Source organism: Caballeronia sp. NCF2, from assembly GCF_023631205.1.
Lineage (GTDB): Bacteria > Pseudomonadota > Gammaproteobacteria > Burkholderiales > Burkholderiaceae > Caballeronia > Caballeronia zhejiangensis.
The window spans coordinates 115,278-136,439 of record NZ_JALQDN010000019.1 but is presented as its reverse complement, the minus strand read 5'-3'; the positions used below and the strand labels follow the sequence as shown (position 1 = coordinate 136,439).

24 protein-coding genes are annotated in these 21,162 nt (G+C 64.1%); 12 read left to right on the top strand and 12 right to left on the bottom strand.

From position 1 onward, the window contains the following. The first annotated feature begins 311 nt into the window (after positions 1 to 311). From NCS02_RS09540 to NCS02_RS09530, 3 genes are read left to right on the top strand one after another with little or no spacing between them, the layout of a single operon-like run. The gene (locus tag NCS02_RS09540; protein ID WP_008341935.1) at positions 312 to 1,610 is read left to right on the top strand and encodes an EAL and HDOD domain-containing protein; all 1,299 of its coding nucleotides are present in this window, start codon (positions 312 to 314) and stop codon (positions 1,608 to 1,610) included. Positions 1,611 to 1,651: 41 nt separating this feature from the next. Next, on the top strand, positions 1,652 to 2,218 hold the full coding sequence (locus NCS02_RS09535) for a peroxiredoxin (RefSeq protein ID WP_051996614.1): 567 nt from the start codon (positions 1,652 to 1,654) through the stop codon (positions 2,216 to 2,218). Positions 2,219 to 2,257: 39 nt separating this feature from the next. After that, positions 2,258 to 2,740 (top strand): hypothetical protein, encoded by a 483-nt coding sequence (locus NCS02_RS09530; RefSeq protein ID WP_250439974.1) that lies wholly within the window; start codon positions 2,258 to 2,260, stop codon positions 2,738 to 2,740. Here NCS02_RS09530 and cydB read toward each other — a convergent pair whose 3' ends face one another. Beyond that, entirely contained in the window at positions 2,741 to 3,748 is a 1,008-nt protein-coding gene (cydB, locus tag NCS02_RS09525) for a cytochrome d ubiquinol oxidase subunit II (RefSeq protein ID WP_034473035.1), read from the bottom strand. Positions 3,749 to 3,768: 20 nt separating this feature from the next. Beyond that, the gene (locus NCS02_RS09520; RefSeq protein ID WP_250523008.1) at positions 3,769 to 5,226 is read right to left on the bottom strand and encodes a cytochrome ubiquinol oxidase subunit I; all 1,458 of its coding nucleotides are present in this window, start codon (positions 5,224 to 5,226) and stop codon (positions 3,769 to 3,771) included. A gap of 243 nt (positions 5,227 to 5,469) precedes the next feature. Here NCS02_RS09520 and sugE point away from each other — a divergent pair, with 243 nt between their 5' ends. From sugE to NCS02_RS09475, 9 genes are all read left to right on the top strand, one after another. Then, positions 5,470 to 5,790, top strand: a complete 321-nt coding sequence (gene sugE / locus NCS02_RS09515; protein WP_008341930.1) for a quaternary ammonium compound efflux SMR transporter SugE — start codon at positions 5,470 to 5,472, stop codon at positions 5,788 to 5,790. A gap of 233 nt (positions 5,791 to 6,023) precedes the next feature. After that, complete coding sequence (locus NCS02_RS09510; RefSeq protein WP_008341929.1) at positions 6,024 to 6,653, top strand: DUF4126 domain-containing protein; 630 nt, start codon at positions 6,024 to 6,026, stop codon at positions 6,651 to 6,653. 71 nt (positions 6,654 to 6,724) lie between these two features. Beyond that, positions 6,725 to 9,241, top strand: coding sequence for an ABC transporter permease (locus NCS02_RS09505; protein WP_502800872.1), 2,517 nt, complete (start codon positions 6,725 to 6,727; stop codon positions 9,239 to 9,241). Between the two features lie 17 nt (positions 9,242 to 9,258). Continuing rightward, positions 9,259 to 9,672, top strand: coding sequence for a group II truncated hemoglobin (locus NCS02_RS09500; RefSeq protein WP_008341927.1), 414 nt, complete (start codon positions 9,259 to 9,261; stop codon positions 9,670 to 9,672). An 82-nt stretch (positions 9,673 to 9,754) separates the two neighbouring features. Further along, complete coding sequence (locus NCS02_RS09495) at positions 9,755 to 10,486, top strand: alanyl-tRNA editing protein (RefSeq protein WP_250523007.1); 732 nt, start codon at positions 9,755 to 9,757, stop codon at positions 10,484 to 10,486. 2 nt (positions 10,487 to 10,488) lie between these two features. Then, complete coding sequence (locus NCS02_RS09490; protein ID WP_250523006.1) at positions 10,489 to 11,067, top strand: DUF924 family protein; 579 nt, start codon at positions 10,489 to 10,491, stop codon at positions 11,065 to 11,067. 190 nt (positions 11,068 to 11,257) lie between these two features. Then, positions 11,258 to 12,133 carry a DUF5672 family protein gene (locus NCS02_RS09485; RefSeq protein WP_033535778.1) on the top strand — a complete coding sequence of 292 codons (876 nt, stop codon included), beginning with the start codon at positions 11,258 to 11,260 and terminating at the stop codon, positions 12,131 to 12,133. A gap of 178 nt (positions 12,134 to 12,311) precedes the next feature. After that, the gene (locus NCS02_RS09480) at positions 12,312 to 12,746 is read left to right on the top strand and encodes a S8 family peptidase (RefSeq protein WP_075583547.1); all 435 of its coding nucleotides are present in this window, start codon (positions 12,312 to 12,314) and stop codon (positions 12,744 to 12,746) included. A 302-nt stretch (positions 12,747 to 13,048) separates the two neighbouring features. Beyond that, positions 13,049 to 13,924, top strand: coding sequence for a DUF5672 family protein (locus NCS02_RS09475; protein WP_034473046.1), 876 nt, complete (start codon positions 13,049 to 13,051; stop codon positions 13,922 to 13,924). Here the strand turns inward: NCS02_RS09475 and NCS02_RS09470 are convergent, their stop codons facing one another. The 10 genes from NCS02_RS09470 to NCS02_RS09425 all read right to left on the bottom strand — a co-directional run bounded on the left by NCS02_RS09470 (position 13,925) and on the right by NCS02_RS09425 (position 21,122). Further along, positions 13,925 to 14,671: an SDR family oxidoreductase gene (locus NCS02_RS09470; RefSeq protein WP_008341918.1), complete on the bottom strand. Its 747-nt coding sequence runs from the start codon at positions 14,669 to 14,671 to the stop codon at positions 13,925 to 13,927. A gap of 12 nt (positions 14,672 to 14,683) precedes the next feature. Further along, positions 14,684 to 15,268, bottom strand: coding sequence for an LOG family protein (locus NCS02_RS09465; RefSeq protein WP_244807439.1), 585 nt, complete (start codon positions 15,266 to 15,268; stop codon positions 14,684 to 14,686). Then, positions 15,269 to 16,015: a TetR/AcrR family transcriptional regulator gene (locus NCS02_RS09460; protein ID WP_008341915.1), complete on the bottom strand. Its 747-nt coding sequence runs from the start codon at positions 16,013 to 16,015 to the stop codon at positions 15,269 to 15,271. 144 nt (positions 16,016 to 16,159) lie between these two features. Beyond that, positions 16,160 to 16,714 carry a diacylglycerol kinase gene (locus NCS02_RS09455; protein ID WP_034473049.1) on the bottom strand — a complete coding sequence of 185 codons (555 nt, stop codon included), beginning with the start codon at positions 16,712 to 16,714 and terminating at the stop codon, positions 16,160 to 16,162. Then, on the bottom strand, positions 16,711 to 17,742 hold the full coding sequence (locus NCS02_RS09450; RefSeq protein WP_034473050.1) for a glycosyltransferase family 4 protein: 1,032 nt from the start codon (positions 17,740 to 17,742) through the stop codon (positions 16,711 to 16,713). Before NCS02_RS09450 ends, NCS02_RS09455 begins: the two co-directional genes overlap by 4 nt. Positions 17,743 to 17,771: 29 nt before the next feature. Next, positions 17,772 to 18,734, bottom strand: a complete 963-nt coding sequence (locus tag NCS02_RS09445; protein WP_250523005.1) for a UDP-2,3-diacylglucosamine diphosphatase — start codon at positions 18,732 to 18,734, stop codon at positions 17,772 to 17,774. A gap of 67 nt (positions 18,735 to 18,801) precedes the next feature. After that, positions 18,802 to 19,323 carry an RDD family protein gene (locus tag NCS02_RS09440; protein ID WP_008341911.1) on the bottom strand — a complete coding sequence of 174 codons (522 nt, stop codon included), beginning with the start codon at positions 19,321 to 19,323 and terminating at the stop codon, positions 18,802 to 18,804. Continuing rightward, a complete protein-coding gene (locus NCS02_RS09435; RefSeq protein WP_250439961.1) occupies positions 19,320 to 20,087 on the bottom strand; it encodes a DUF3106 domain-containing protein in 768 nt (255 codons plus the stop codon). Before NCS02_RS09435 ends, NCS02_RS09440 begins: the two co-directional genes overlap by 4 nt. A 28-nt stretch (positions 20,088 to 20,115) precedes the next feature. After that, on the bottom strand, positions 20,116 to 20,562 hold the full coding sequence (locus tag NCS02_RS09430) for a DUF3619 family protein (protein ID WP_034473052.1): 447 nt from the start codon (positions 20,560 to 20,562) through the stop codon (positions 20,116 to 20,118). Beyond that, positions 20,559 to 21,122, bottom strand: a complete 564-nt coding sequence (locus tag NCS02_RS09425) for an RNA polymerase sigma factor (RefSeq protein WP_244807436.1) — start codon at positions 21,120 to 21,122, stop codon at positions 20,559 to 20,561. Before NCS02_RS09425 ends, NCS02_RS09430 begins: the two co-directional genes overlap by 4 nt. Between the last annotated feature and the right edge of the window lie 40 nt (positions 21,123 to 21,162).

The window sequence follows — 21,162 nt, the reverse complement described above, 5'->3', positions numbered from 1 at the left end:
CGGCGGCGCGGATGCGGCGGGCGCATCGCGGCATCAAGAATGTCCAGTTATTGTCGATATGAGGTTTCATATTATCTCGTCAGGAGAATTCGGTTACAGTGGCGCGTTTGCGGCCGGGAACCCGTTCTCTCGTCGGTGTGCCGCCGGACGCAGGGCTTTCGCCGTGCTGTTGACCATCAGAATTCCGTTCGACTCGTTCGCCCCATGATCGAATCCACCAAGCGGCCGGCCTGTGCCATAGCCAAGGCCATCGAGCCGGCCATCACGCAACGCTTCACGGCGCCGCCGCGCGCATCCGACCGGTCCGCGCCATGCCCGATTCTTCCCTGAAGCGCGCGGCATCGGCGCGGCGCGGGCAAAGCGTCTATGTCGGGCGTCAGCCGATCCTCGACGGCGAAGGCGCGCTCGTCGCCTACGAACTGCTCTTTCGCGACAGCCCCGACAATCGCGCCCGCATCCACGACGACGTGCAGGCGACCGCGCATGTCGTCGCGCGCACGATCGGCGAGATGGGCGTGCCGGCGGTGCTCGGGCCGCATCCCGGTTACGTGAACATGAACCGCGAGCTGCTGTTCGACGACATCGTCCACATCATGCAGCCCGAGCGTTTCGTGCTGGAGCTGCTGGAAAGCATCACGTTCGACGAGTCGCTATTCAAACGCTGCGCGCAGTTGCGCAACGCGGGCTTTCGCTTCGCGCTCGACGACGTCGTGAAGCTCGACGACGCGCTGCATGCCGCGCTGCCGACCGTCGATATCGTCAAGGTCGATTTCCTCGCCGCGGACGATCGGCATCTGCCGCTACTCGCTGCGGAAGTGAAGCGGCGCGGCAAGCTGCTCGTGGCGGAAAAGATCGAGACGTTCGACGATCTGACGCGCGCCAAACGTCTCGGCTTCGATCTCTTTCAGGGCTATTTCTTCGCGCGGCCGCAGGTGCTTTCGGCGCGGCGCGAGAGCCCGGCGCGCGGCTCGCTCCTGCGCCTCATGGCCGTGCTCGCCGGCGAGCCGGGCCTGCGCGAGCTGGAAGCGGAACTGAAGCGCAATCCGGATATCGTCGTGCAGCTGATGCGTCTCGCGAATTCGAGTGCGCAGACGCGCGGGCGGCGCGTGTCGTCGTTGCGCGAGGCGATCGCCGCGACCGGCACGCGCCAGTTGATGCGCTGGGCGCAGCTGCTGCTTTACGCGGACGGCAGCGGTTTGCCGTGGCGCTCGGATCCGCTGCTGCAACTCGTCGGCACGCGCGCGCGCTTCCTGGAGCTCGCGGCCGAAAAGCTGCGTCCCGCCGACGAAGCCTTCTCCGACGCCGCGTTCATGACCGGCATCTTCTCGCTCGTGCATGTCGTGCTGAACATGCAGCCCGTGGAAATTCTCGATAAGCTCCATCTGGCGGCCGAAATCCGCACGGCCATTCTCGCGGGCGAAGGCTTGCTCGGCGCGCTGCTCGGCATCGCGCGGGCTGCCGAGCGGGGCGATGCGCCCGCCATCGACGCGAGCCGGCACGCGCAGCCATCGCTCGACGTGCTCACGCCCGCGGTGCTCGCTAAACTGCAATTCGAAGCGGCGGCGTGGTTCGCGCAACACCGGATGGATCAGGGCGAGGACGACGCATAGCCGGCGTCTTTGCATGAACGAGGTCTTCGAAAGGAGCGCGCATGAAAAGATTTTCCGGTATGAAAGCGGCTGCTGTTCTGGCGATGGCCGCGGCCGCGGCCGTTTATCCGCTCGTCGCAGGCGCGACGCTCAAGCCCGGGGATGCCGCGCCCGACTTCACCGCGCAGGCGTCGCTCGGCGGCAACGTGTACGACTATTCGCTCGCCGATGCCCTCAAGAAAGGCCCGGTCGTGCTGTACTTCTATCCGGCGGCGTTCACGAAGGGCTGCACGATCGAGGCGCATGAGTTCGCGGAAGCGGTCGATCAGTACAAGGCCGAAGGCGCGACGGTCATCGGCGTGTCGCACGACAACATCGATACGTTGAAGAAGTTTTCGGTGAGCGAATGCCGCAGCAAGTTTCCGGTCGCGGCGGACGAAAACTCGAAGATCATCAAGTCCTACGACGCCTCCATGCCGATGAAAAGCACGATGGCCAATCGCGTGTCCTACGTGATCGCGCCCGACGGCCGCGTCATCTACGAATACACGAGCCTGTCGCCGGACCAGCACGTCGCCAACACGCTGCAGGCGCTGCGCGACTGGAACGCGAAGCACAAGGCGCAGTGATACGCTGCGGTCTCATCGATTGAGCGTGCGGGAGGCGCGATGCCCATCGTCGTCGGACTGATCGTCTTAGGATTGCTGATTTACGGCGCGATATGGTCGTTCGACGCGCTACACGCGCACTTCGGCCTCGGCGTCGCGGTGGCGGTTGCGATCGTCGTGCTGGCGATCATCGCGGCGGGCGTGATGCGCTGGCTCGCGAGCCGCCGCGAGATCGCGCCGAATCTGCGCAAAGGCGAACACGGCGACTGGACCCACGAACTCAAATCCGACTGGGGCGGCGTGCGGGTCGCGGCGGGCAAGCGTCTGTGCGATGTGCGCGTCGGCGACGAGCGCGGCAGCTATATCTTCGCGGACCTGCGCGGCGCGCGCATGCGGCAGGCGAATGGAACGAACGGCGCGTGGCAGGTCGTGCTCGACGTGCGGGACGCGAAGCACGGCGAATGGACGCTGCCGATGCGCGATCGCGGCGAGGCGCACAAATGGGCGCGCCTCCTGTCGCTCGCCACGCAGCAGAAGCTCTGACTATTCCGCGTGATAACCCATGTCGCCGCGTACCTTGCCGCGGAACACCCAGTACGACCAGATCACGTAGATCATCAGGACGGGCAGCAGAAACATCGTCCCGATCAGCAGAAACTGGTGCGACAAGGGCGCGGCGGACGCATCCCAGAGCGTGACCGAAGGCGGCGCGATGAACGGCCACAGGCTGATGACGAGCCCCGTGAACGCGAGAAAGAAGAGCCCGATCGAGCACAGGAACGGCAGCACGTCGCGGTCTTTCGCGAGGCTCGACCAGAGCGTCCACGCGAGCAGCACGGTGAGCACAGGCACCGGCGCGAACGCCAGGCTGTCGGGGAAGGCAAACCAGCGCGCGGCAATGCGCGCGTCCTTGAGCGGCGTCCACAGGCTGATGAGCAGAATGAACGCGATCACGCCGATGAGCGCATAGCGCGCCATCTTGCGGCTCCAGTCCTGCAGTTCGCCTTCGGTCTTGAGCACGAGCCACGTCGTGCCTTGCAGCGCATAGCCGAAGATCAGCCCCACGCCGACGAGCAACGGAAACGGCGCGACCCAGTTCCAGCTCGTGCCGGCGTAGACGCGGCCTTCGATCGGGAAGCCCTGTATGAACATGCCGAGCACGATGCCCTGCGAGAACGTCGCGACGAGCGAGCCGCAGCCGAACGCCCCGTCCCACAGCCATTTGCGCGCGCCGGTCACTTCGCGGAATTCGAACGCGACGCCGCGAAAGATCAGCCCGAGCAGCATGAAGAGAATCGGGAAATAAACGGCCGGCACGATGATCGCGAACGCGAGCGGAAACACCGCGAACAATCCGCCGCCGCCGAGAATGAGCCAGGTCTCGTTGAAGTCCCAGACGGGCGCGACGGAGTTGATCATCAGATTGCGCGATTCGGCGTCGCGGCGCAGCAGAAAAACCATGCCCACGCCGAGATCGAAGCCGTCGAGCAGCACATACATGAACACCGCCAGCGCGAGAATGGCGGCCCACAGCGGCACGAGATCGAGCATCGCGTTCTCCGGTTCGTTGCTTATTTGCGTCCGCGGCCGGGCGGCACGATGTCGTCCTCGCTCACGCGGGGCGTCGCGCCGTTCGCGCCCGCCGATACCGCCGACAGCGGACGCGCCGCGCGCGCCTTCGTATCGAGTTCGTCCTTTTCGTGCGCATGGCCGACTTCGGCCGGCCCGACGCGCACGAGCCGCCGCAGCAGGAACAAACCCGCGCCGAAGATCACGAGATAGGCGAGCACATAGAGCAGCCACGAGAGACCGACATCGGCGGCGGTGAGCGAGGGCGTCACCGAATCCTTCGTGCGCAGGATGCCGTAGACCGTCCACGGCTGACGGCCGGCCTCGGTCGTCGTCCAGCCGGCGATCACCGCGATGAAGCCGAGCGGCATCGCCCACGTCGCCGCGCGCAGCCAGCGCGTGCTCGTCTCGATGCGCCCGCGCGCGAACTGCACGATGCCCCACAGCACGAGCGCGAACATCAGCAGCGCGATGCCGACCATGATGTGAAACGCGAAGAATACGACCGCGACGGGCGGCCGGTCCTCGCGCGGAAAGTCCTTGAGGCCGCGCACGTAGCCGTTGGGGTCGTGCGTGAGATAAATGCTGCCGAGCACCGGAATCGAGATTTCGAAGTGATTGCGTTCCTCGTCCTGATCGGGAATCGAGAAGAGATTGGCCGGAACGCGCGTGCCGGATTCCCAGAGCGCTTCCATCGCCGCGAGCTTGGCCGGCTGATGCTTGAGCGTGTTGAGTCCATGCGCGTCGCCGATCACCATCTGCACCGGCACCATGATGATGAGAAAGATCAGCGACATCTTTACCATCACGCGGCTTTCCTCGAGCGCGCGGCGCTGGCGCAGATACATCGCGCCGACGCCGAGAATCACGAAGCCGGCCGTCACGAGAAACGCGCTCACCGTGTGCCCGAGCCGGTACGGAAACGACGGCGTGAAGATCACGTCGAAGAAGCTCACCACTTCGAAGCGGCCGTCCGGCAGCACGCGGTGGCCTTGCGGCGTCTGCATCCAGCTATTGACGGCGAGAATCCAGAACGACGAGATCACGGTGCCCGCCGCGACGAAAATCGCCGACATCACATGCGCCCACTGCGGCACGAGCTTGCGCCCGAAGAGCAGCACGCCGAGAAACGCCGATTCGAGGAAGAACGCCGTCAGCACTTCGTAGCCCATGAGCGGGCCGACGACGTTCGCGGTCGCATCCGAAAAACGGCTCCAGTTGGTGCCGAACTGAAACGGCATCACGATGCCCGACACCACGCCCATGCCGAACGACACCGCGAAAATTTTCAGCCAGAACGCCGACAGGCGACGATAGACGTCGCGCTTCGTGATCCACCAGTTGAATTCGAGCGTCGCGATGAAGCACGACAGACCGACCGTGAAGGCCGGCAACAGAATGTGAAAGGCGACGACCCACGCGAACTGGAGGCGGGAGAGCAGGACCGAGTCGACATCCATGAACGCTCCTTGTTCAGGCTTTTTGCAGCGGATGTGTCGAAAGGCGCGCCTCGCGCGGGCGCTTTTCTCCTTAATAGCATGGTTTTAAGGAACGCGACCACACGCCGCGCGGCGAAGCGCCGCGTGCGCGTGCCGCGAATGCACCCGTTTGGTACAATCTTCGGCTTTCGCGCCTAAGCCATGCGGACGACCGCATGCGCATCGTTTCGTCGGGGACGGCCCCATTTTCAAGGGAGTCGCTCGATGTCCTGGATTCTTCTTTTCGTCGCCGGTCTGCTGGAAGTCGCCTGGGCGGCCGGTCTCAAATCGTCCGAAGGCTTCACCCGGCTCGGACCGTCCGTCTTTACCGTCATCACCGCGCTGGGCAGCTTCGTCCTGCTCGCGATGGCCATGAAGCAACTGCCGCTCGGCACGGCCTACGCCGTTTGGACGGGCATCGGCGCGGTCGGCGCGTTCGTCTTCGGAATCGTGTTCATGGGCGAAGCGCTGTCGGCGGCGCGCATCCTGAGCGCGGTGCTGATCGTCGCCGGGCTGATCGGGCTCAAGCTCTCGTCAGGACACTGAGGGCGCCGGGAACGCCAATCGCTTGAACCGTGCTGCACCGCGCGTATTTGCGTGGATATAATGGTTCGAGGTCATCCGCATTTGTCTGAGCGCAACGTTTTGCGCGTTTTCGTTCTATCTTCGCGGATGTAGGCGGCTTCTTCCGGCATCTGCCGCAAAGACCGCTCTTTTCAGTCGGCAAATCGTCCCGTAGCGGCGAACGCCGGCGGCTGGCAGCATTAAGGGAGACGGCAATGCTTGAGTCACTTTCGCTCGCAGCGGGCCTGTCATGGGCGAGCGGGCTGCGCCTGTATCTCACTGTTTTCATCGCCGGCATGTTCCAGCGCATGGGAATCGTTCACCTGCCGGATTCGCTTGCGGTGCTCGGCTCGCCGTGGGTGATCGGCGTCGCGGGCGTGCTCGCGGTCGTCGAATTTCTCGCCGATAAAATTCCCGCCTTCGATTCCCTGTGGGACGCGGTGCACACGTTCATCCGCATTCCGGCGGGCGCGGTGCTCGCCGCCGGCTCCCTCGGCCACGCCGATCCCGCCATGCTCACCATCGCCGCGCTCGCGGGCGGCACGCTCGCCGGTGCATCGCATTTCGCGAAGGCGGGCACGCGGGCGCTCATCAATCTGTCGCCGGAGCCGGTGTCGAACTGGGCGGCGTCGGCGACCGAGGATGTCGGCGCGGTCACCGGCATCGCGCTCGCGCTCTTCGTGCCGCTGCTGTTTCTCGTGCTGCTTCTCGCGTTTCTGGTGCTGGCGGGCTGGGCGCTGCCGAGGCTCGCGCGCGGCGTGCACGGCGGGGTGTCGCGCATGGCCAAGCACATGCTGCCGAGCTCGGAACATCGGATGAACCGGCTGCGGAGCAAGCACGATTGAGCACCGCATTCAGGAACGATCAGGCCGCACGTAAGGCAGGACATTCGCATCCGCACATCACGCTCGGTTTCATGCAGACGATGCGTCAGGCGTGGCGCATGACCGGCCGCGACTGGCGCGCGGGCGAGCTCACGATGCTGCTGCTCGCGCTGGTGCTGGCGGTGGCGGCGCTCTCCAGCGTCGGGTTTCTCGCGGATCGCATGCGCCAGGGACTCGCGCGCGACGGACGCCAGATGATCGCCGCCGATTTCGTCGTGCGCGCCGATCATCCCGTCGATCCGATGTTCGCAACGCAAGCGAAATCGCTCGGACTCGAGACGGCGGGCACGACGATTTTCCCGAGCATGATCAGTTCGACGTCCGCGCAGCCGCTCTCGCGCCTCGCGGCGATCAAGGGCGTGACGCAGGGCTATCCGTTGCGCGGCGCGCTGCGCATCGCGCCCGCCGTCGACGCCGCCGATGCGCCCGCGCACGGCATTCCCGCGCCCGGCACCGTCTGGGTCGACGCCGCCTTGCTCGATGCGCTCAAGACGAAGGTCGGCGGCACGGTGAAAGTCGGCACGCGCACGTTCACGGTCGCGGGCGTCATCACGCGCGAACTGGATCGCGGCTTCTCGTTCGTCAATTTCTCGCCGCGCCTGATGATGCGCGCCGACGAAATCGCCGCCACGAGGCTCATCGGCTACGGCAGCCGCGTGACGTATCGCCTGCTCGTCGCCGGTTCCGACAGCCAGGTCGAGCAGTTCGCGAAGTTCGCGCGCGAGAACGTCGATGGCGGCAAGCTGCGCGGCGTCGCGCTGGAATCGCTCTCCGACGGCCAGCCGCAAGTGCGCCAGACGATCGATCGCGCGAGCCACTTCCTCACGCTGGTGTCGCTGTTGACGGCGCTGCTCGCGGCGGTCGCGATCGCGATGGCGGCGCATCGTTTCGCGCGGCGTCATCTCGACGGCTGCGCCGCGATGCGCTGTCTCGGCGTCAGCCAGCGCACGCTGCGCGCGCTCTTCCTGAACGAATTTCTGGCGATCGGCCTGATCGGCAGCGCGGCGGGCGTCGTGCTCGGTTTCGGCGGGCATCTCGTGCTGCTGAACTGGCTCGGCTCGCTCGTCGATGTCGAACTGCCGCAGCCGAGCGTCTGGCCCGCGCTGCAAGGCGTCGCGATGGGGCTCGTGCTGCTGCTCGGCTTCGCGCTGCCGCCGCTTCTGCCGATCACGCGCGTGCCGCCGGTGCATGTCATCCGGCGCGAACTCGGCGATGCGCAACGCGTCGCCCATGCCGCGTATGGCGTCGGCGTGCTGCTGTTCGCGGCGCTTTTGATCGTCGCGGCGGGCGAGTTGAAGCTCGGCGGCATCGTCGCGGGCGGTTTCGCGGCGGGCCTGCTCGTGTTCGGCGCGATCGCGCGCGCGGCGCTCTGGGCGGCGGCGCGCTTCGTGCGGCGCGAGCGCAGCCGCGCGGGCGTCGGCTGGCGTTATGCGCTCGCGTCGCTGGAGCGGCGCAGCGGGTCGAGCGCGCTGCAAATCACCGCGCTCGGCATCGGGCTGATGTGTCTGCTGCTCATCGGCATGACGCGCAACGATCTCATCAAGGGCTGGCGCGACGCGACGCCGCCCGACGCGCCGAATCAGTTTCTCATCGACATTCAGCCGGACCAGCGCGCCGGCGTGCTCGACTATCTGCACGCGCACGGCCAGCCCGACGCCGCGCTTTCGCCGATGGTGCGCGCGCGTCTCGTCGCCATCAACGGCAAGGCTGTGAATCCGGACAACTACGACCGTGCCGACGCGAAGCGCCTCGTCGATCGCGAATTCAATCTGTCGTACACGACCGAACTGCCCGGCGATAACCGCGTCACGCAAGGCGCGTGGTTCGGCAAAGACGGCAAGCCGCAGGTGTCGATCGAAGAGGGCATCGCGAAGACGATCCGCGTGAAGATGGGCGACGTGCTGCGTTTCGACGTCGCCGGACTGCCGGTCGAAGCGCCGGTGACGAGCGTGCGCAAGGTCGACTGGAATTCGTTCAAGGTCAACTTCTTCGTGCTGCTGCCGCCCGACGCGCTCGCCGATCTTCCCGCGACCTTCATCACGAGCTTTCATCTGCCGGCGGACGAGCAACGCGTGATCGACGGGCTCGTCGCGCGTTATCCGAACGTGACGGCGATCGATATCGCGCCGATTCTCGCGCAGATTCATCGCACGCTCGCGCAGGTGATCGGCGCGGTGCAGTTCCTGTTCCTCTTCACGCTCGCGGCGGGCGTGCTCGTGCTCTACGCGGCCCTTGCCGGCACGCGCGACGAACGCGTGCGCGAATCGGCGCTGTTGCGCGCGCTCGGCGCGTCGCACGGACAGATCCGCTCGGTGCAGGTCGCCGAGTTCGTCGCCGTGGGCGCGCTGTCCGGGCTGATGGCCGCGGTCGGCGCGCAGGGCATCGGCTATGTGCTGGCGGCGCGCGTGTTCGAGTTTCATATCGATTTCAATCCGTGGCTCGTGCCGGTGGGCATCGTCGCGGGCGTCGCGTGCGCGGGGCTCGGCGGCTGGCTGAGCCTGCGGCGCGTATTGGCGCGCCCCGCGCTGCAATCGCTGCGCGACGCGTAGTTTTTCGAATCAGAGCAATGACCGACGTCAATCCCGAAGACGATGTGCAAAAGCCGACCGCTTTCGAGCTGGTCGGCGGCGAAGAGCGCGTGCGCGCGCTCGTCGACCGTTTCTATGATCTGATGGACCTCGAGCCGGAGTTCGCGGGCATCCGCGCGCTGCATCCGCCGACGCTCGACAATTCGCGCGACAAGACGTTCTGGTTCCTGTGCGGCTGGATGGGCGGGCCGGATCACTACATCAGCCGCTTCGGTCACCCGCGTTTGCGGGCGCGGCATCTGCCGTTCGCGATTGCATCGAGCGAGCGCGATCAATGGCTGCGCTGCATGGCGTGGGCGATGGAAGACATCGGCATCGACGCATCCTTGCGCGAGCGGCTGCTCACTTCGTTCTTCGATACCGCCGACTGGATGCGCAACCGTCCCGGTTGATTCGCTTTCTTTTGTACCGGTTCAGGCGGGGCGCGGCTGATGCATCATCGGCTTTTTCGCCTCATCGCAAGGAAGCACGACCATGAGCACACGCGCACTCTTTCGCGAGGACGCTTATCAAACGCGTTGCGACGCGACCGTCACCGCCATCGACGAGCAGGGCATCCACCTCGATCAAACCGTGTTCTATCCGCTCGGCGGCGGCCAGGCGGGCGATGCCGGCACGCTGACGCTCGCGGACGGCACGGTCATCGCGATCGCCGATACGCGCAAGGCGAAGTTCGAAGGCGCAACGCCGGATGACGCGGTTCACGTTCCCGCGCCCGGTCAGGAGGATGCGCTTGCGAAGCTGAAAACCGGCGACAAGGTGAGCGCGGAGATCGACTGGGCGCAGCGTTACCGGCGCATGCGGCTGCATACGGCGAGCCATCTGATCTGCGCGGTGCTGCCGTATCCCGTCGACGGCTGCAGCATCACGACGGAATACGCGCGGCTCGATCTCGCGACGGTCGACCCGATCGAGCGCGAAGCCGTCGAAGCGAAGCTCAACGCGCTGATCGGCGGCGCGCACGGCGTGCAGACCGAATGGATCACCGATGATGAAATGGCCGCGCGTCCCGAGCTCGTCCGCACGATGAGCGTGAAGCCGCCGACGGGCCTCGGCCGCGTGCGTCTCTTGCGCATCGAGAATGTCGATCTGCAGCCGTGCGGCGGCACGCATGTGCGCAACACGGAGGAGATCGGCGAGTTGCGCATCGCGAAGCTGGAGAAGAAGAGCGCGCGCACGCGGCGACTGGTGCTGGAACTCGTCTGAACATGGATCCGCGCGCTCAGGCCGTGCTCGATCTCTGGTTCGGCGCGCCCGGTTCAGCGGAATTCGGTCAGGATCGCAAGCTGTGGTGGAAGAAGAAGCGCGCCTTCGATTCGCTGCTCACCGAACGTTTCGGCGCGCTGCTCGACGAGGCGCACGCGGGCGGCTTGCGCGATTGGGAAAGCACGCCGCTCGGCACGCTTGCGCTGATCGTGCTCATCGATCAGTTTTCGCGCAATTGTAATCGGAACACGCCGCGCGCGTTTGCGGGCGATGCGCGTGCGCTCGCGCTGGCGAAGACGCTGGTCGAGCGCGGCGACGATCTGCGCTTGCCGAGTGCGTACCATCGCGCGTTCGCGTACATGCCGTTCGAGCACGATGAATCGATGGGGAGCCAGCGCGAGGCGCTGCGCTTATTCGCAAAGCTGAAAGAAGAGACCGGCGTTTCGAGCTTCCATGAATCGGCGCTGGAGCACGCAGAAGTGGTCGAGCGCTTCGGACGCTTTCCGCATCGCAATCGGATTCTCGGACGCGAAATGCGCGCCGATGAGGAGGCGTGGCTGGCGGCGCATGGCGGGTTTTGACCCACGGGCGAAGCGTGTGCCGCATCCCTTTTACGTGAGGAAGCCCGCGTCACATCGTCGATCGAACGGATTGACATTGGTCGTTGACGATCCGTTTTCCGATTAGTTCTATTGATGCATGAGCGATGCGCCCCTAATATGAATACCGCTGTATCAAGGCACTATTCATATATCGGACCATCGCAACAGCATGACGCGCGCGAACTTTAATCGAATTACTTTGGTTTCCGTAACAGGTTTGCAGGACGCCACGCGCGCCGTTCCAGCGCTGGAATTGAGTCGCAGACAGATGCCAGGCGCGCGCGCATTACTTTGCAGCCCGAATTCGCCGCGCGGGCTGCCTGAAGGAATCGCGCACCGCAAGATCGCTCCCATGAACTACCACGAATACAGCTGGTTCGTGATGTTTGCGCTTTGGAAGCTGATCGACACCGATTTCGCGCTCGTCTTGCAGGATGATGGCTGGGTTCTGGACGGCAATAACTGGCGTGACGAATTCTTCGACTACGACTACATAGGGGCACCCGTTCATCAGGCGTGCGTCGAATCGGCCGCCGGTACCGAATGGATTTCACACTTCAAATGGCGCGATCGGATAGATCGTCCGGGTCATGTCGTGCGGCCTGTTTTGAATGGAGGCTTCAGCCTGCGCAGCAGGCGCATGTTGCGCGCATTGATGGATCATCCGGAAATCAAGGTTGAGATTCCGCGGCCGGAATTACTCGATAACAGCGAATTTCGCATGCGCTGGAGTAATCGCGCACCCAATGAAGACGTGCAACTGACTGCCACTTTGCGTCCGCAACTCGAGGCTGTCGGGATCAAGTATGCTCCGCTCGATTTGTGCAAGCGCTTTGCAGTCGAAGATTCCGGTCCTATCTATGGCGATGCCGATTTCATGGACCTTTTCGGCCATCACGCTTTCTGGCGCCGTTTGGTCAGCATCGATCCACCGAGCGTGGAGTACAAAGTCAAACGCAGTTTGGCACAGCGGGCATTCCGGGAAATGGATGTCGTGCGTATGTTGGAGGCGCGCGGGTATCGCGTAACGTTCGCTGCGGAGTGAGCAGGCATAGGGCGACGCACTGGAAGACATCGCCCCCAGACGATGACGCTAGGGAGGTTTTCGGGAACTCATCATCGACGAAGGAGGACGGCATGGTCGCATAGTATCTGGGTGCAATGTTCAGTTTTACGGTCGGTTAAATTAAGGATACGAAGCAAATAAGGTATCCGAATAATGAGTGACTGCTTCCGGAAACGGGCCTAACGGCAAGGGGGAAGTTTCGACGCAGCAGCCTGGGAACTGCAACGGGATCGTCACTGTTGGTGCAACGGATTCCGGTGGCAATCGAGCTGTATTCTCGAATTACGGGCCGCCGGTCACTGTGATGGCCCCCGGCGGATCGATCATCTCGACCATCGATACAGGTAAGACCGTTCCCGCATCCAACTCCATGTTTTCGATATTGAGTGGCACATCGCAGTCAACTCCGCACGTAGCAGGAGTGATTGCACTCATGTTTGAGGCGAACCCTGGGGCGACCGTCGACGAGATAAAGTCCGCCCTGACTTCAACGGCGACATCGATGGCCGCACAGTGTCCGGAGGGTTGTGGCGCGGGTCTCATCAATGCCCGGAAGGCCGTTGAGAGCATCCTGGCGATCAAACGAAGCTGACAGGGCAGATCCCGCTGTTACGCGCTCGAGACGTCGTCGAGTATGAATGGAAGGCTCGCCTGCCGCGGGCCTTCAACGATCTGAACAGTTGCCGCGCGCCTGAGTTCGGTGTCGATAACGACATATGCGACATCAGCCACCCGATCGATTTGCTCGCTTCATCGAAAGTGATCGCGCACTTTCCGCGTCAAAACCATATTCTCGCCGCCAAATGCGCGTCGATGAATGACCCAGCCTTTTGAGATGGCGTCGAATGCCAGTGATTTAGAATCGCTCGGCATCCTTATCATCCGACGTGTTTCATGCCCGATTTCAGCAACATCACTCTGGTCTCCGTGACCGGACTGAACGACGCCCACGGCGCGGCGCTGGCGCTCGAATTCTCCCGCCGGCAAATGCCCGGCGCTTCCGCCTTGCTTCTAAGCCCGTCCGCACCCGGCAATCTTCCGCCGGACATTCGTCACCGTGCCATCGCGCCGCTGAGCTTCAAGGAATACAGCCTTTTCATGATGTTCGCGTTGTGGCGCATGGTCGAAACGGAGTACGTGCTGATCGTCCAGGAAGACGGCTGGCTGCTCGACGCGTCGAACTGGACCGATGAATTCCTCGAATACGACTATATCGGCGCGCCCGGACACCTCGCGCGCGTCGACAGACCCGAAGGCATTTACTGGAAGAAGGATTTTTCTTGGTACGGCGATCTCGAGAACCCGGACTCCGTCGTGATTCCGGTGCTCAACGGAGGCTTCAGTCTCCGTAGCCGTCGCATGCTTCGTGCGCTGGTCGATCATCCGCACATCCGGATGGTGGTCCCGCCGCCCGACGTCAGCGATTCCGAGCCGATCGCCATGAGCTGGTTCAACGACGCCACGCATGAAGACGTGCAACTCACCTGCATGTTGCGTCCCGAGCTGGAAGCCGTGGGTCTGCGGTTCGCGCCGCTCGAAGTCGCGGCGCGTTTCGGTTTCGAACATGCCGCGCTCAGTCACATCGGCGTGAACCTTCACGCTGTATTTGGCATGCACGGTTCATGGCGGCGTCTTGCCAGCATCGATCCGCCGGTCGTGCGTTATGGCGCGACGCGGCGCCACATCGACGAACATCCGCTGGAGCCGCCTGTGGTCAAGATGCTCGAGGAGCGCGGTTATCGGCTCGAGTTCATGCCCGAGCCTGCTTGATCAACGCCCGCCCGACACGTCCAGAATCGCGCCCGTCACATACGACGACGCATCCGACAACAGCCATACGATCGATTCGCCGACTTCATCGGCGGTGCCCGCGCGTCCGATCGGCGTCTGCACGCCAAGTACGTGCGCGCGATCCGGCTTGCCGCCGCTCGCGTGGATGTCGGTATCGATGAGCCCGGGGCGAATCGCGTTCACGCGCACGCCTTCGCGCCCGAGTTCCTTCGACAGCCCGATCGTGAGCGTGTCGATCGCACCTTTGGATCCCGCGTAATCGACGTACTCGTTCGGCCCGCCGAGCCGCGCCGCCGCCGACGATACATTCACGAGCGATCCGCCCTTGCCGCCGCGCGAAGTCGACATGCGCCGCGCCGCCTCGCGCGCGCAGAGATACGCACCGAGCACGTTGATGTCGAAGATGCGCTTCATGCGCGCGATATCCATGTCCGCGAGCATCGAACCGGGCGCGACGATGCCCGCGTTGTTCACGACGCCATCGATCTTGCCGAAGGCTTTCTCGGTCGCGTCGAACATCGCGATGATCGCGGCTTCGTCGCTGACGTCGCCGGGAATCGCGATGGCCTTGCCGCCCGCCGCAACGACGGCCGCGACGGTGTCATCGGCGGCCGCGGCGTTCGACGCGTAGTTGACGCCGACCGACCAGCCGCGCGCGCCCGCGAGCACCGCAGCCGAGCGGCCGATGCCGCGGCTTGCCCCCGTAATCAGGATGACTTTCGACATCGGTTCCGCTCCTCAGACGGCGTTACGTTTTTCGGACCACTTGTCGATCGCGGGCGGCGTGTAGGTCTTCAGCTTTGCGATCATCTCGCCGGGTTCGGCTGCCACCTGAATGAAATCCAGATACGCCTCGCGCATGAAGCCTTCGTCGACCGTATGACGCAGCATCGCCATGAGCGGATCGTAGTAGCCGTTCACGTCGAGCAAGCCGACCGGCTTCTGGTGATAGCCGAGCTGCGCCCACGTGTAGACCTCGAAAAACTCCTCGAACGTGCCGACGCCGCCCGGCATCGCGACGAACGCGTCCGACAGATCGGCCATCTTCTTCTTGCGCTCGTGCATGTCGGGCACGACGTGCAATTCGGTGAGATCCGTGTGGCCCACTTCCTTCGCGAGCAGCAACTCGGGAATCACGCCGACGGCGCGTCCGCCCGCGGCGAGCACTTCATCGGCGATGAGTCCCATCAGCCCGACGCGGCCGCCGCCGTAGACGAGCGAGAGATCGTTCTCAACGAGCGCGCGGCCGAATGCCTTGGCCGCTTCGGCATAGACGGGGCGGGCGCCGGTCGCGGAGCCGCAATAAACACAAACTGCCTTCATTTATCTGGAATCCTTCGGTATTTCGGTCTTCGACGCGTTCGATGCGTTGGACGCGTCTTCGCGCGGCGGCAGGAAATCCGCATACTCGCGCTTTGGCAGCTTACCGGAAACGAGATCGTCGAAGAGCTGACGCGAGCGTCCGCGCAGATACGGCGCCATGATCGAGATGATATGCAGGCTCGCCTGATGCAGTTCCGTGCGGATCGCTTCCTGATCGTTGTACTTGCGCGGATTCATCACGTACTGATACGACAGCCAGTACGTCGCGATCACGCCGATGTTCGTCGCGATCACCTTGATCTCCTCGGGCGTCGCGACCATTTCCTGATCGGCCACGAGCGCCTCGCACAACTGGCTCGCGAAGTGCACCTTGTGCGTGATGATCTGCTTGAAGTGCGTTTCGAGCGTGCGGTTGCGCGCGAGCAGATCGTTCAGGTCGCGATACAGGAACCGGTAAGTCCACAGGAAATCCGCCATGTATTGCAGATACGACCACATCTCGTCGATCGTCGGGCGATGATCGTCCGGAAAGCGCAGACGCTTCTGAATCTGCTGCTCGAACTGCGCGAAGATGCTGTTGATGATGTCGTCTTTGTTGCGGAAATGGTAGTACAGGTTGCCTGGACTGATTTCCATCTCCTCGGCGATCGTCGTCGTGGTGACGTTCGGCTCGCCGATATCGTTGAACAACTTCAGCGACAGCTCGAGTATCCGTTCGCGGGTGCGGCGGGGTGGTTTGGCTTCCATGTCGTCCGACCTTGGGATCGGGCCGCGAGGGCTCGGGATGAGCGTTCGCGCGGCCGCTTCCGTTGCTATTTTTGAGAATATCGGACGATTATAAACCGGTCGTTCTGCGGCACGGACGCGAGCTTTGAGCGCACGAATTCTCTTTTATAAGATACGCGCGAGCCAAGCGGATGCAAACGGCCAAAGAATCAGACCCCAGGTAATGACGCAGACGCCGAGAGCGACCATCACCGCGGCGCTGCCGAAATCCTTCGCGCGCTTTGACAACTCGTGACGTTCGAGCGATATCCGGTCGATGGCCGCCTCGACGCTCGAATTCAGCAACTCGACGATCAGCACCAGCAGCACGGACGCGATCAGCGCCGCGCGCTCGACGGGCGCGACCGGCACGAAAAGGCTGCACGGCAACAGGATCGCGGCGAGCGTCAATTCCTGACGAAACGCGCTTTCCTCGCGAATCGCGACGCGAAAACCGTACAGCGAATTTTTCATCGCGTGCCACGCGCGCGTGAAGCCGCGGTTGCCCTTGTACGGATTGAAGGGCAGGTCGTCGGGGCCGAGCGGCTCGGGCGGCTGCGCGGACGTTTCGTCGATGTCTTCGGGGTCATCGTCGAAGGGATCGCGCGCGCGGCCCGTCGCGGACGAAGCGCCTCGCGCGTTCGCTTCGGCCCGTTCCTGCGCCACGGCGTGTCGCGTCATGCCGCTGCCCGGTCCGAGCTCGCGGCGCGCGGCCCGAACTGGCGCAGATGCGATGCGAACTGCTCCGAGGCCGCGCGCCACGAGAAGCGTTCGGCCCACGCGCGGGCATCGGCGCGTTCGATTTTCAGCGCCTGCAGGCAGGCTTCGTGAAGGTCGTCGTCCAGCGCGCCGGGGCCGTTTTCGCCGAGCACGTCGATCGGGCCCGTCACCGGATAGGCCGCGACCGGCGTGCCGCAGGCCATCGCTTCGAGCAGCACGAGGCCGAAAGTATCGGTCTTGCTGGGAAACACGAAGACATCCGCCGCCGCGTAGACCTTCGCGAGCTCGGGCTGCGACAGCACGCCCAGATAGTTGACGTTCGTATAGCGCGACTTCAGCTCCGCGAGCGCCGGACCTTCGCCCGCGACCCACTTCGAGCCGGGCAGATCGAGCTTGAGAAACGCCTCGACGTTCTTTTCCACGGCCACGCGCCCGACGTACAGAAAGATCGGCCGCGCCGTGTTGAGCACCTTCGACTCCATCGGATGAAAGATGTCGAGATCGACGCCGCGCGTCCACAGCACGACATTGGTGAAGCCGTATTTTTCGAGATCGCTTTTGACGACGGGCGTCGGCGCCATCACCGCCTGTGAGCCCTTGTGGAACCAGTGGAGGAAGCGATACGTCAGCGCGAGCGGGATGCCGAAGCGCGCCTTCACATACTCCGGAAAGCGCGTGTGGTACGCGGTCGTGAACGGCAGCTTGTGACGCAGCGCATACGCGCGCGCCGCGAGTCCGAGCGGACCTTCGGTGGCGATGTGCAGCGCGTCCGGCCCGAACGCGTCGATGCGGCTCGCGACGCGCTGTCCCGGCATCAGCGACAGGCGAATCTCCGGATAGGTCGGGCAGGGAATCGTTCTGAACTCGAGCGGCGTGAGCAATTCCACGCGATGTCCGAGCGCGGTGAGTTCCTTCGTCGTCTGCGTGAGCGTGCGCACGACGCCGTTGACCTGCGGTTCCCATGCGTCGGTAACGATCATGATCTTCATCGGCTTTGGCCCCGTTGGTTCGTTCGTGGTCAGACGGTCGCGCGTGCTTTCGCCGGCCGCGCTTCCGGCGAGCGCATCACCGTCCAGTAGACGATTTTCAGTTCGCCGTCGTAGGTTTCGACGAGCGCCGAGAGACTCTCGACCCAGTCGCCGTCGTTGCAGTAGAGAATGCCGTCGATGTCGCGGATTTCGGCCTTGTGGATGTGCCCGCACACGACGCCGTCGCAGCCGCGGCGGCGCGCTTCGTCGGTCATCACGCGCTCGAACTGCGAGATGAAGTTCACCGCGTTCTTGACCTGATGCTTCAGGTATTGCGACAGCGACCAGTAGTTGAAGCCGAGCTTCGTGCGCACGCGATTGAACCAGCGGTTGAGCAGCAGGATCATCGTGTAGGCGGTGTCGCCGAGATAGGCGAGCCATTTGGCGTGCTGGATCACGCCATCGAAGAGATCGCCGTGCACGATCCATAAACGCTTGCCCGCGAGCGTCGTGTGAAAGGCTTCGCCGCGAACGTGGATGTCGCCGAACGCGAGATCGCAGAACTGGCGCGCCGCTTCGTCGTGATTGCCGGGGATGTACACGACCTGCGTGCCCTTTCGCGCCTTGCGCAGGATTTTCTGCACGACGTCGTTGTGCGCCTGCGGCCAGAACCAGCCTTTGCGAAGCTGCCATCCGTCGATGATGTCGCCGACGAGATACAGATACTCCGACTCGTGGTGCCGCAGGAAATCGAGCAGATACGGCGCCTGGCAGCCGCCCGAGCCGAGGTGGATATCGGACAGCCAGATCGTGCGGTATCGATTCGGCTCTCCGCCAGAATCGGCGATGCCGTCGTGCTGGCCCGGCGACGCGGATTCGGACCCGAACGATTCCGTGGACTCCGATCGCAGCGCGAAGGGACCGGTGCGCAGTTCGTTATTGCTGAAGCTGAAGGGAGAGGGCGGGTCGATTGCCGGTCGGGCGGACGAGTTGAAGGCCATTGGCTCGCGCATCGGGTTTCGGTATGCGCATTACGCCTTCCGGCCGTGACCGAGCCGTGACAGTCACGAGAAGTTCTTATTACTTGACAACGGATTGCGCGGGAACGATGCGCGTGCCGGCGAGGCGGTCATGGAGAAATTGACGCGCCGGATCGAGCCACACGGCGGCGGCCCACAGCGCGACCCACGCGGCGAAGACGGCGAGCGTCTGCGGCACGGCGAGCGAGAAGAGCGGGTGCAGCGCGAGCGGCGGCAGGAACCACAGCCACGCGAGCGCGTAGCGCGCGAGCGCGCGGGCGGGTTTGACGGGTTGCCCGCGCGCATCGACGAGTTTGAGGCGCCAGGTTTTCATCGGCAGGGTCTGGCCGCCGTGCGTCCAGAAATACACGAAGTAAGCCGCGAGGACGATGCCGATCCACGACATCAGCCAGTTGTGATGCGTGAGGCCGTTGCGTTGCTGCGTGAGCGTGCTGAAGAGATAACCGGCGAGGAACACGACGCCGAAGAGAATGACGCCTTCGTAGAGCATCGTCGCGAGCCGGCGGCGCAGTGTGGGCGCGCGCATCGGATCGACGGTGGCCACTGCCGGCTGCGCGCTCACGAGCCGTTGTACATCGAAGGCGCCTGCTGCGGCGATACCGGAATCGGCGTGGCCGGCACGATGCTCGCCGCGTTCGGAATGGCGGGTTGCGCCGGCGCGCCGGAAACGGGCACTGCCGGCGCGGCCGCCGCCGCCGAACTGCCGTCCGCGTGGCCGCCGACGTGTCCCTGCTCGCGCGCCGCGACGAGCCGGTTGATGTCCTTCACTTCCGTCTTGCCGGTGGGCGGCGCGGAAACGATTGTCGGACGGCGCGTGTGCTCGCTCGCGGCCAGCTTTTTCTTCTGTTCTTCGGAGAGCTTCTGATACGCGTCCCACGCCTTCTCGCGCTTTTCGAGCGGCACCGACTTCGAAACCTGATAGTTCTCGCGCGCGACCTTGCGCTGGTCGGGCGTGAGCCGCACCCATTCTTCCATGCGCTGATGCAGATGCTTCTGCGCGTCGGGCGACATCCGATGGAACCGCGACGCGATCCTGAGCCACTTTTTCTTGCGCTCGTCGGAGAACGAGTCCCACTGCGTGGCGAAGGGCGCGAGCGCAACGTGCTGCGCTTCGGTGAGATGACTCCAGGAGATCGGGCTGTCGGACGACAGCGCCGCGAGCGGCGATGCGTTCGAATCGGCGGGCGTGCCGGAACTGCCGCTCGGCGCGGCGGCGGACGACGGCGCTGCGGCGGTGGAATAAAAGCGCGGATAAGTCGCGGCGAACGCAACCAGACCCGCAATCGCGCAACTAAAGACAATCGCGAGACCGCGCTTGTAACTCACCCGGAAATTCCCCCGCTGTTTTCAGTGCTTAATGATTGCGCGTCAGATACGCGTTGAAACCGTGATCCAGATAGGCGTCGATGGGCAGGCTGTCGCTCATCATGGCCGCGTCGATGTCGGCCAGTTCCGCCTTGCGCTGCTGATCTTCCCAATACGCGATGCCCGCAATCCCGATGACGAGCGCCGCGAGCGGCCACGCGAGTCCGAGGCCGCCGAGCCGCGCGAGCAGCCCTTTTGCGCCGCGGCCGTTATCGGCGCCGCCCGCGTCGAGCGTGCCTCCGGCGAACGCCGGAGCGAAGGCGGGCGCGGTCATCGCGACGGCCACCTTCTCCGGCTTCTTGCGCGCGATCGCGGCGCGGCGCGCATCGCGCAGCCGGTCGACGGCGGCAGCCGGAATGTTCAACGTGCTTTCATCCAGTGCGCGCACGACTTTCAGCGCGAACTCGTTTTCCTTCGTTTCAAGAGTGGAACTCATAGCGTGATCCCTTTGGCTTTCAGGGCTTGCGCGAGTGCATGCGTAGCGCGTGAACAGTGCGTCTTCACGCTACCCTCGGAGCATCCCATCGCGGCGGCCGTCTCGGCGACATCCATATCCTCCCAGTAACGCATGAGAAAAGCTTCTCGTTGACGCGCGGGCAGTTTCTGGATTTCGGCGTCGATCAGATTCAATACCTGCTCGCGCTCCAGACGGTTTTCGCTGCTCTCGCTGCTGGCCGCGCCGTCCTCGGATTCGAGGGTTTCGAGCGGGTCGAATTCGTCGTCGTCCGCGTTGCCGAAGGACGAAAACAGGCTGACCCAGGTGTTGCGCACCTTCTGGCGACGGAAATAATCATGCGTCGCGTTCTGAAGGATACGCTGGAATAAAAGGGGAAGCTCGGATGCAGGCCGGTCGCCGTATTTTTCCGCCAGCTTGATCATCGCGTCCTGCACGATGTCGAGCGCCGCGTCGTCGTCGCGAACGGTGTACACGGTTTGCTTGAACGCGCGTCTTTCGACGCCCGCCAGGAAGTCGGCGAGTTCCTTGTCTGATGCCATCCGTTGGGGACCCGGCGCAACGAAGCTGCGTCCGAAGTTG

Excerpts from the sequence above, each read along its gene's own strand:
- NCS02_RS09495 (WP_250523007.1), top strand. The coding sequence starts at position 9,755 with ATGAGCACACGCGCACTCTTTCGCGAGGACGCTTATCAAACGCGTTGC.
- NCS02_RS09540 (WP_008341935.1), top strand. The coding sequence starts at position 312 with ATGCCCGATTCTTCCCTGAAGCGCGCGGCATCGGCGCGGCGCGGGCAA.
- NCS02_RS09430 (WP_034473052.1), bottom strand. The coding sequence starts at position 20,562 with ATGAGTTCCACTCTTGAAACGAAGGAAAACGAGTTCGCGCTGAAAGTC.
- NCS02_RS09535 (WP_051996614.1), top strand. The coding sequence starts at position 1,652 with ATGAAAAGATTTTCCGGTATGAAAGCGGCTGCTGTTCTGGCGATGGCC.
- NCS02_RS09450 (WP_034473050.1), bottom strand. The coding sequence starts at position 17,742 with ATGAAGATCATGATCGTTACCGACGCATGGGAACCGCAGGTCAACGGC.
- NCS02_RS09455 (WP_034473049.1), bottom strand. The coding sequence starts at position 16,714 with ATGACGCGACACGCCGTGGCGCAGGAACGGGCCGAAGCGAACGCGCGA.
- NCS02_RS09530 (WP_250439974.1), top strand. The coding sequence starts at position 2,258 with ATGCCCATCGTCGTCGGACTGATCGTCTTAGGATTGCTGATTTACGGC.
- NCS02_RS09460 (WP_008341915.1), bottom strand. The coding sequence starts at position 16,015 with ATGGAAGCCAAACCACCCCGCCGCACCCGCGAACGGATACTCGAGCTG.
- sugE (WP_008341930.1), top strand. The coding sequence starts at position 5,470 with ATGTCCTGGATTCTTCTTTTCGTCGCCGGTCTGCTGGAAGTCGCCTGG.
- NCS02_RS09510 (WP_008341929.1), top strand. The coding sequence starts at position 6,024 with ATGCTTGAGTCACTTTCGCTCGCAGCGGGCCTGTCATGGGCGAGCGGG.
- NCS02_RS09445 (WP_250523005.1), bottom strand. The coding sequence starts at position 18,734 with ATGCGCGAGCCAATGGCCTTCAACTCGTCCGCCCGACCGGCAATCGAC.
- NCS02_RS09470 (WP_008341918.1), bottom strand. The coding sequence starts at position 14,671 with ATGTCGAAAGTCATCCTGATTACGGGGGCAAGCCGCGGCATCGGCCGC.
- NCS02_RS09505 (WP_502800872.1), top strand. The coding sequence starts at position 6,725 with ATGCAGACGATGCGTCAGGCGTGGCGCATGACCGGCCGCGACTGGCGC.
- NCS02_RS09520 (WP_250523008.1), bottom strand. The coding sequence starts at position 5,226 with ATGGATGTCGACTCGGTCCTGCTCTCCCGCCTCCAGTTCGCGTGGGTC.
- NCS02_RS09500 (WP_008341927.1), top strand. The coding sequence starts at position 9,259 with ATGACCGACGTCAATCCCGAAGACGATGTGCAAAAGCCGACCGCTTTC.
- cydB (WP_034473035.1), bottom strand. The coding sequence starts at position 3,748 with ATGCTCGATCTCGTGCCGCTGTGGGCCGCCATTCTCGCGCTGGCGGTG.
- NCS02_RS09475 (WP_034473046.1), top strand. The coding sequence starts at position 13,049 with ATGCCCGATTTCAGCAACATCACTCTGGTCTCCGTGACCGGACTGAAC.
- NCS02_RS09485 (WP_033535778.1), top strand. The coding sequence starts at position 11,258 with ATGACGCGCGCGAACTTTAATCGAATTACTTTGGTTTCCGTAACAGGT.
- NCS02_RS09425 (WP_244807436.1), bottom strand. The coding sequence starts at position 21,122 with ATGGCATCAGACAAGGAACTCGCCGACTTCCTGGCGGGCGTCGAAAGA.
- NCS02_RS09465 (WP_244807439.1), bottom strand. The coding sequence starts at position 15,268 with ATGAAGGCAGTTTGTGTTTATTGCGGCTCCGCGACCGGCGCCCGCCCC.
- NCS02_RS09490 (WP_250523006.1), top strand. The coding sequence starts at position 10,489 with ATGGATCCGCGCGCTCAGGCCGTGCTCGATCTCTGGTTCGGCGCGCCC.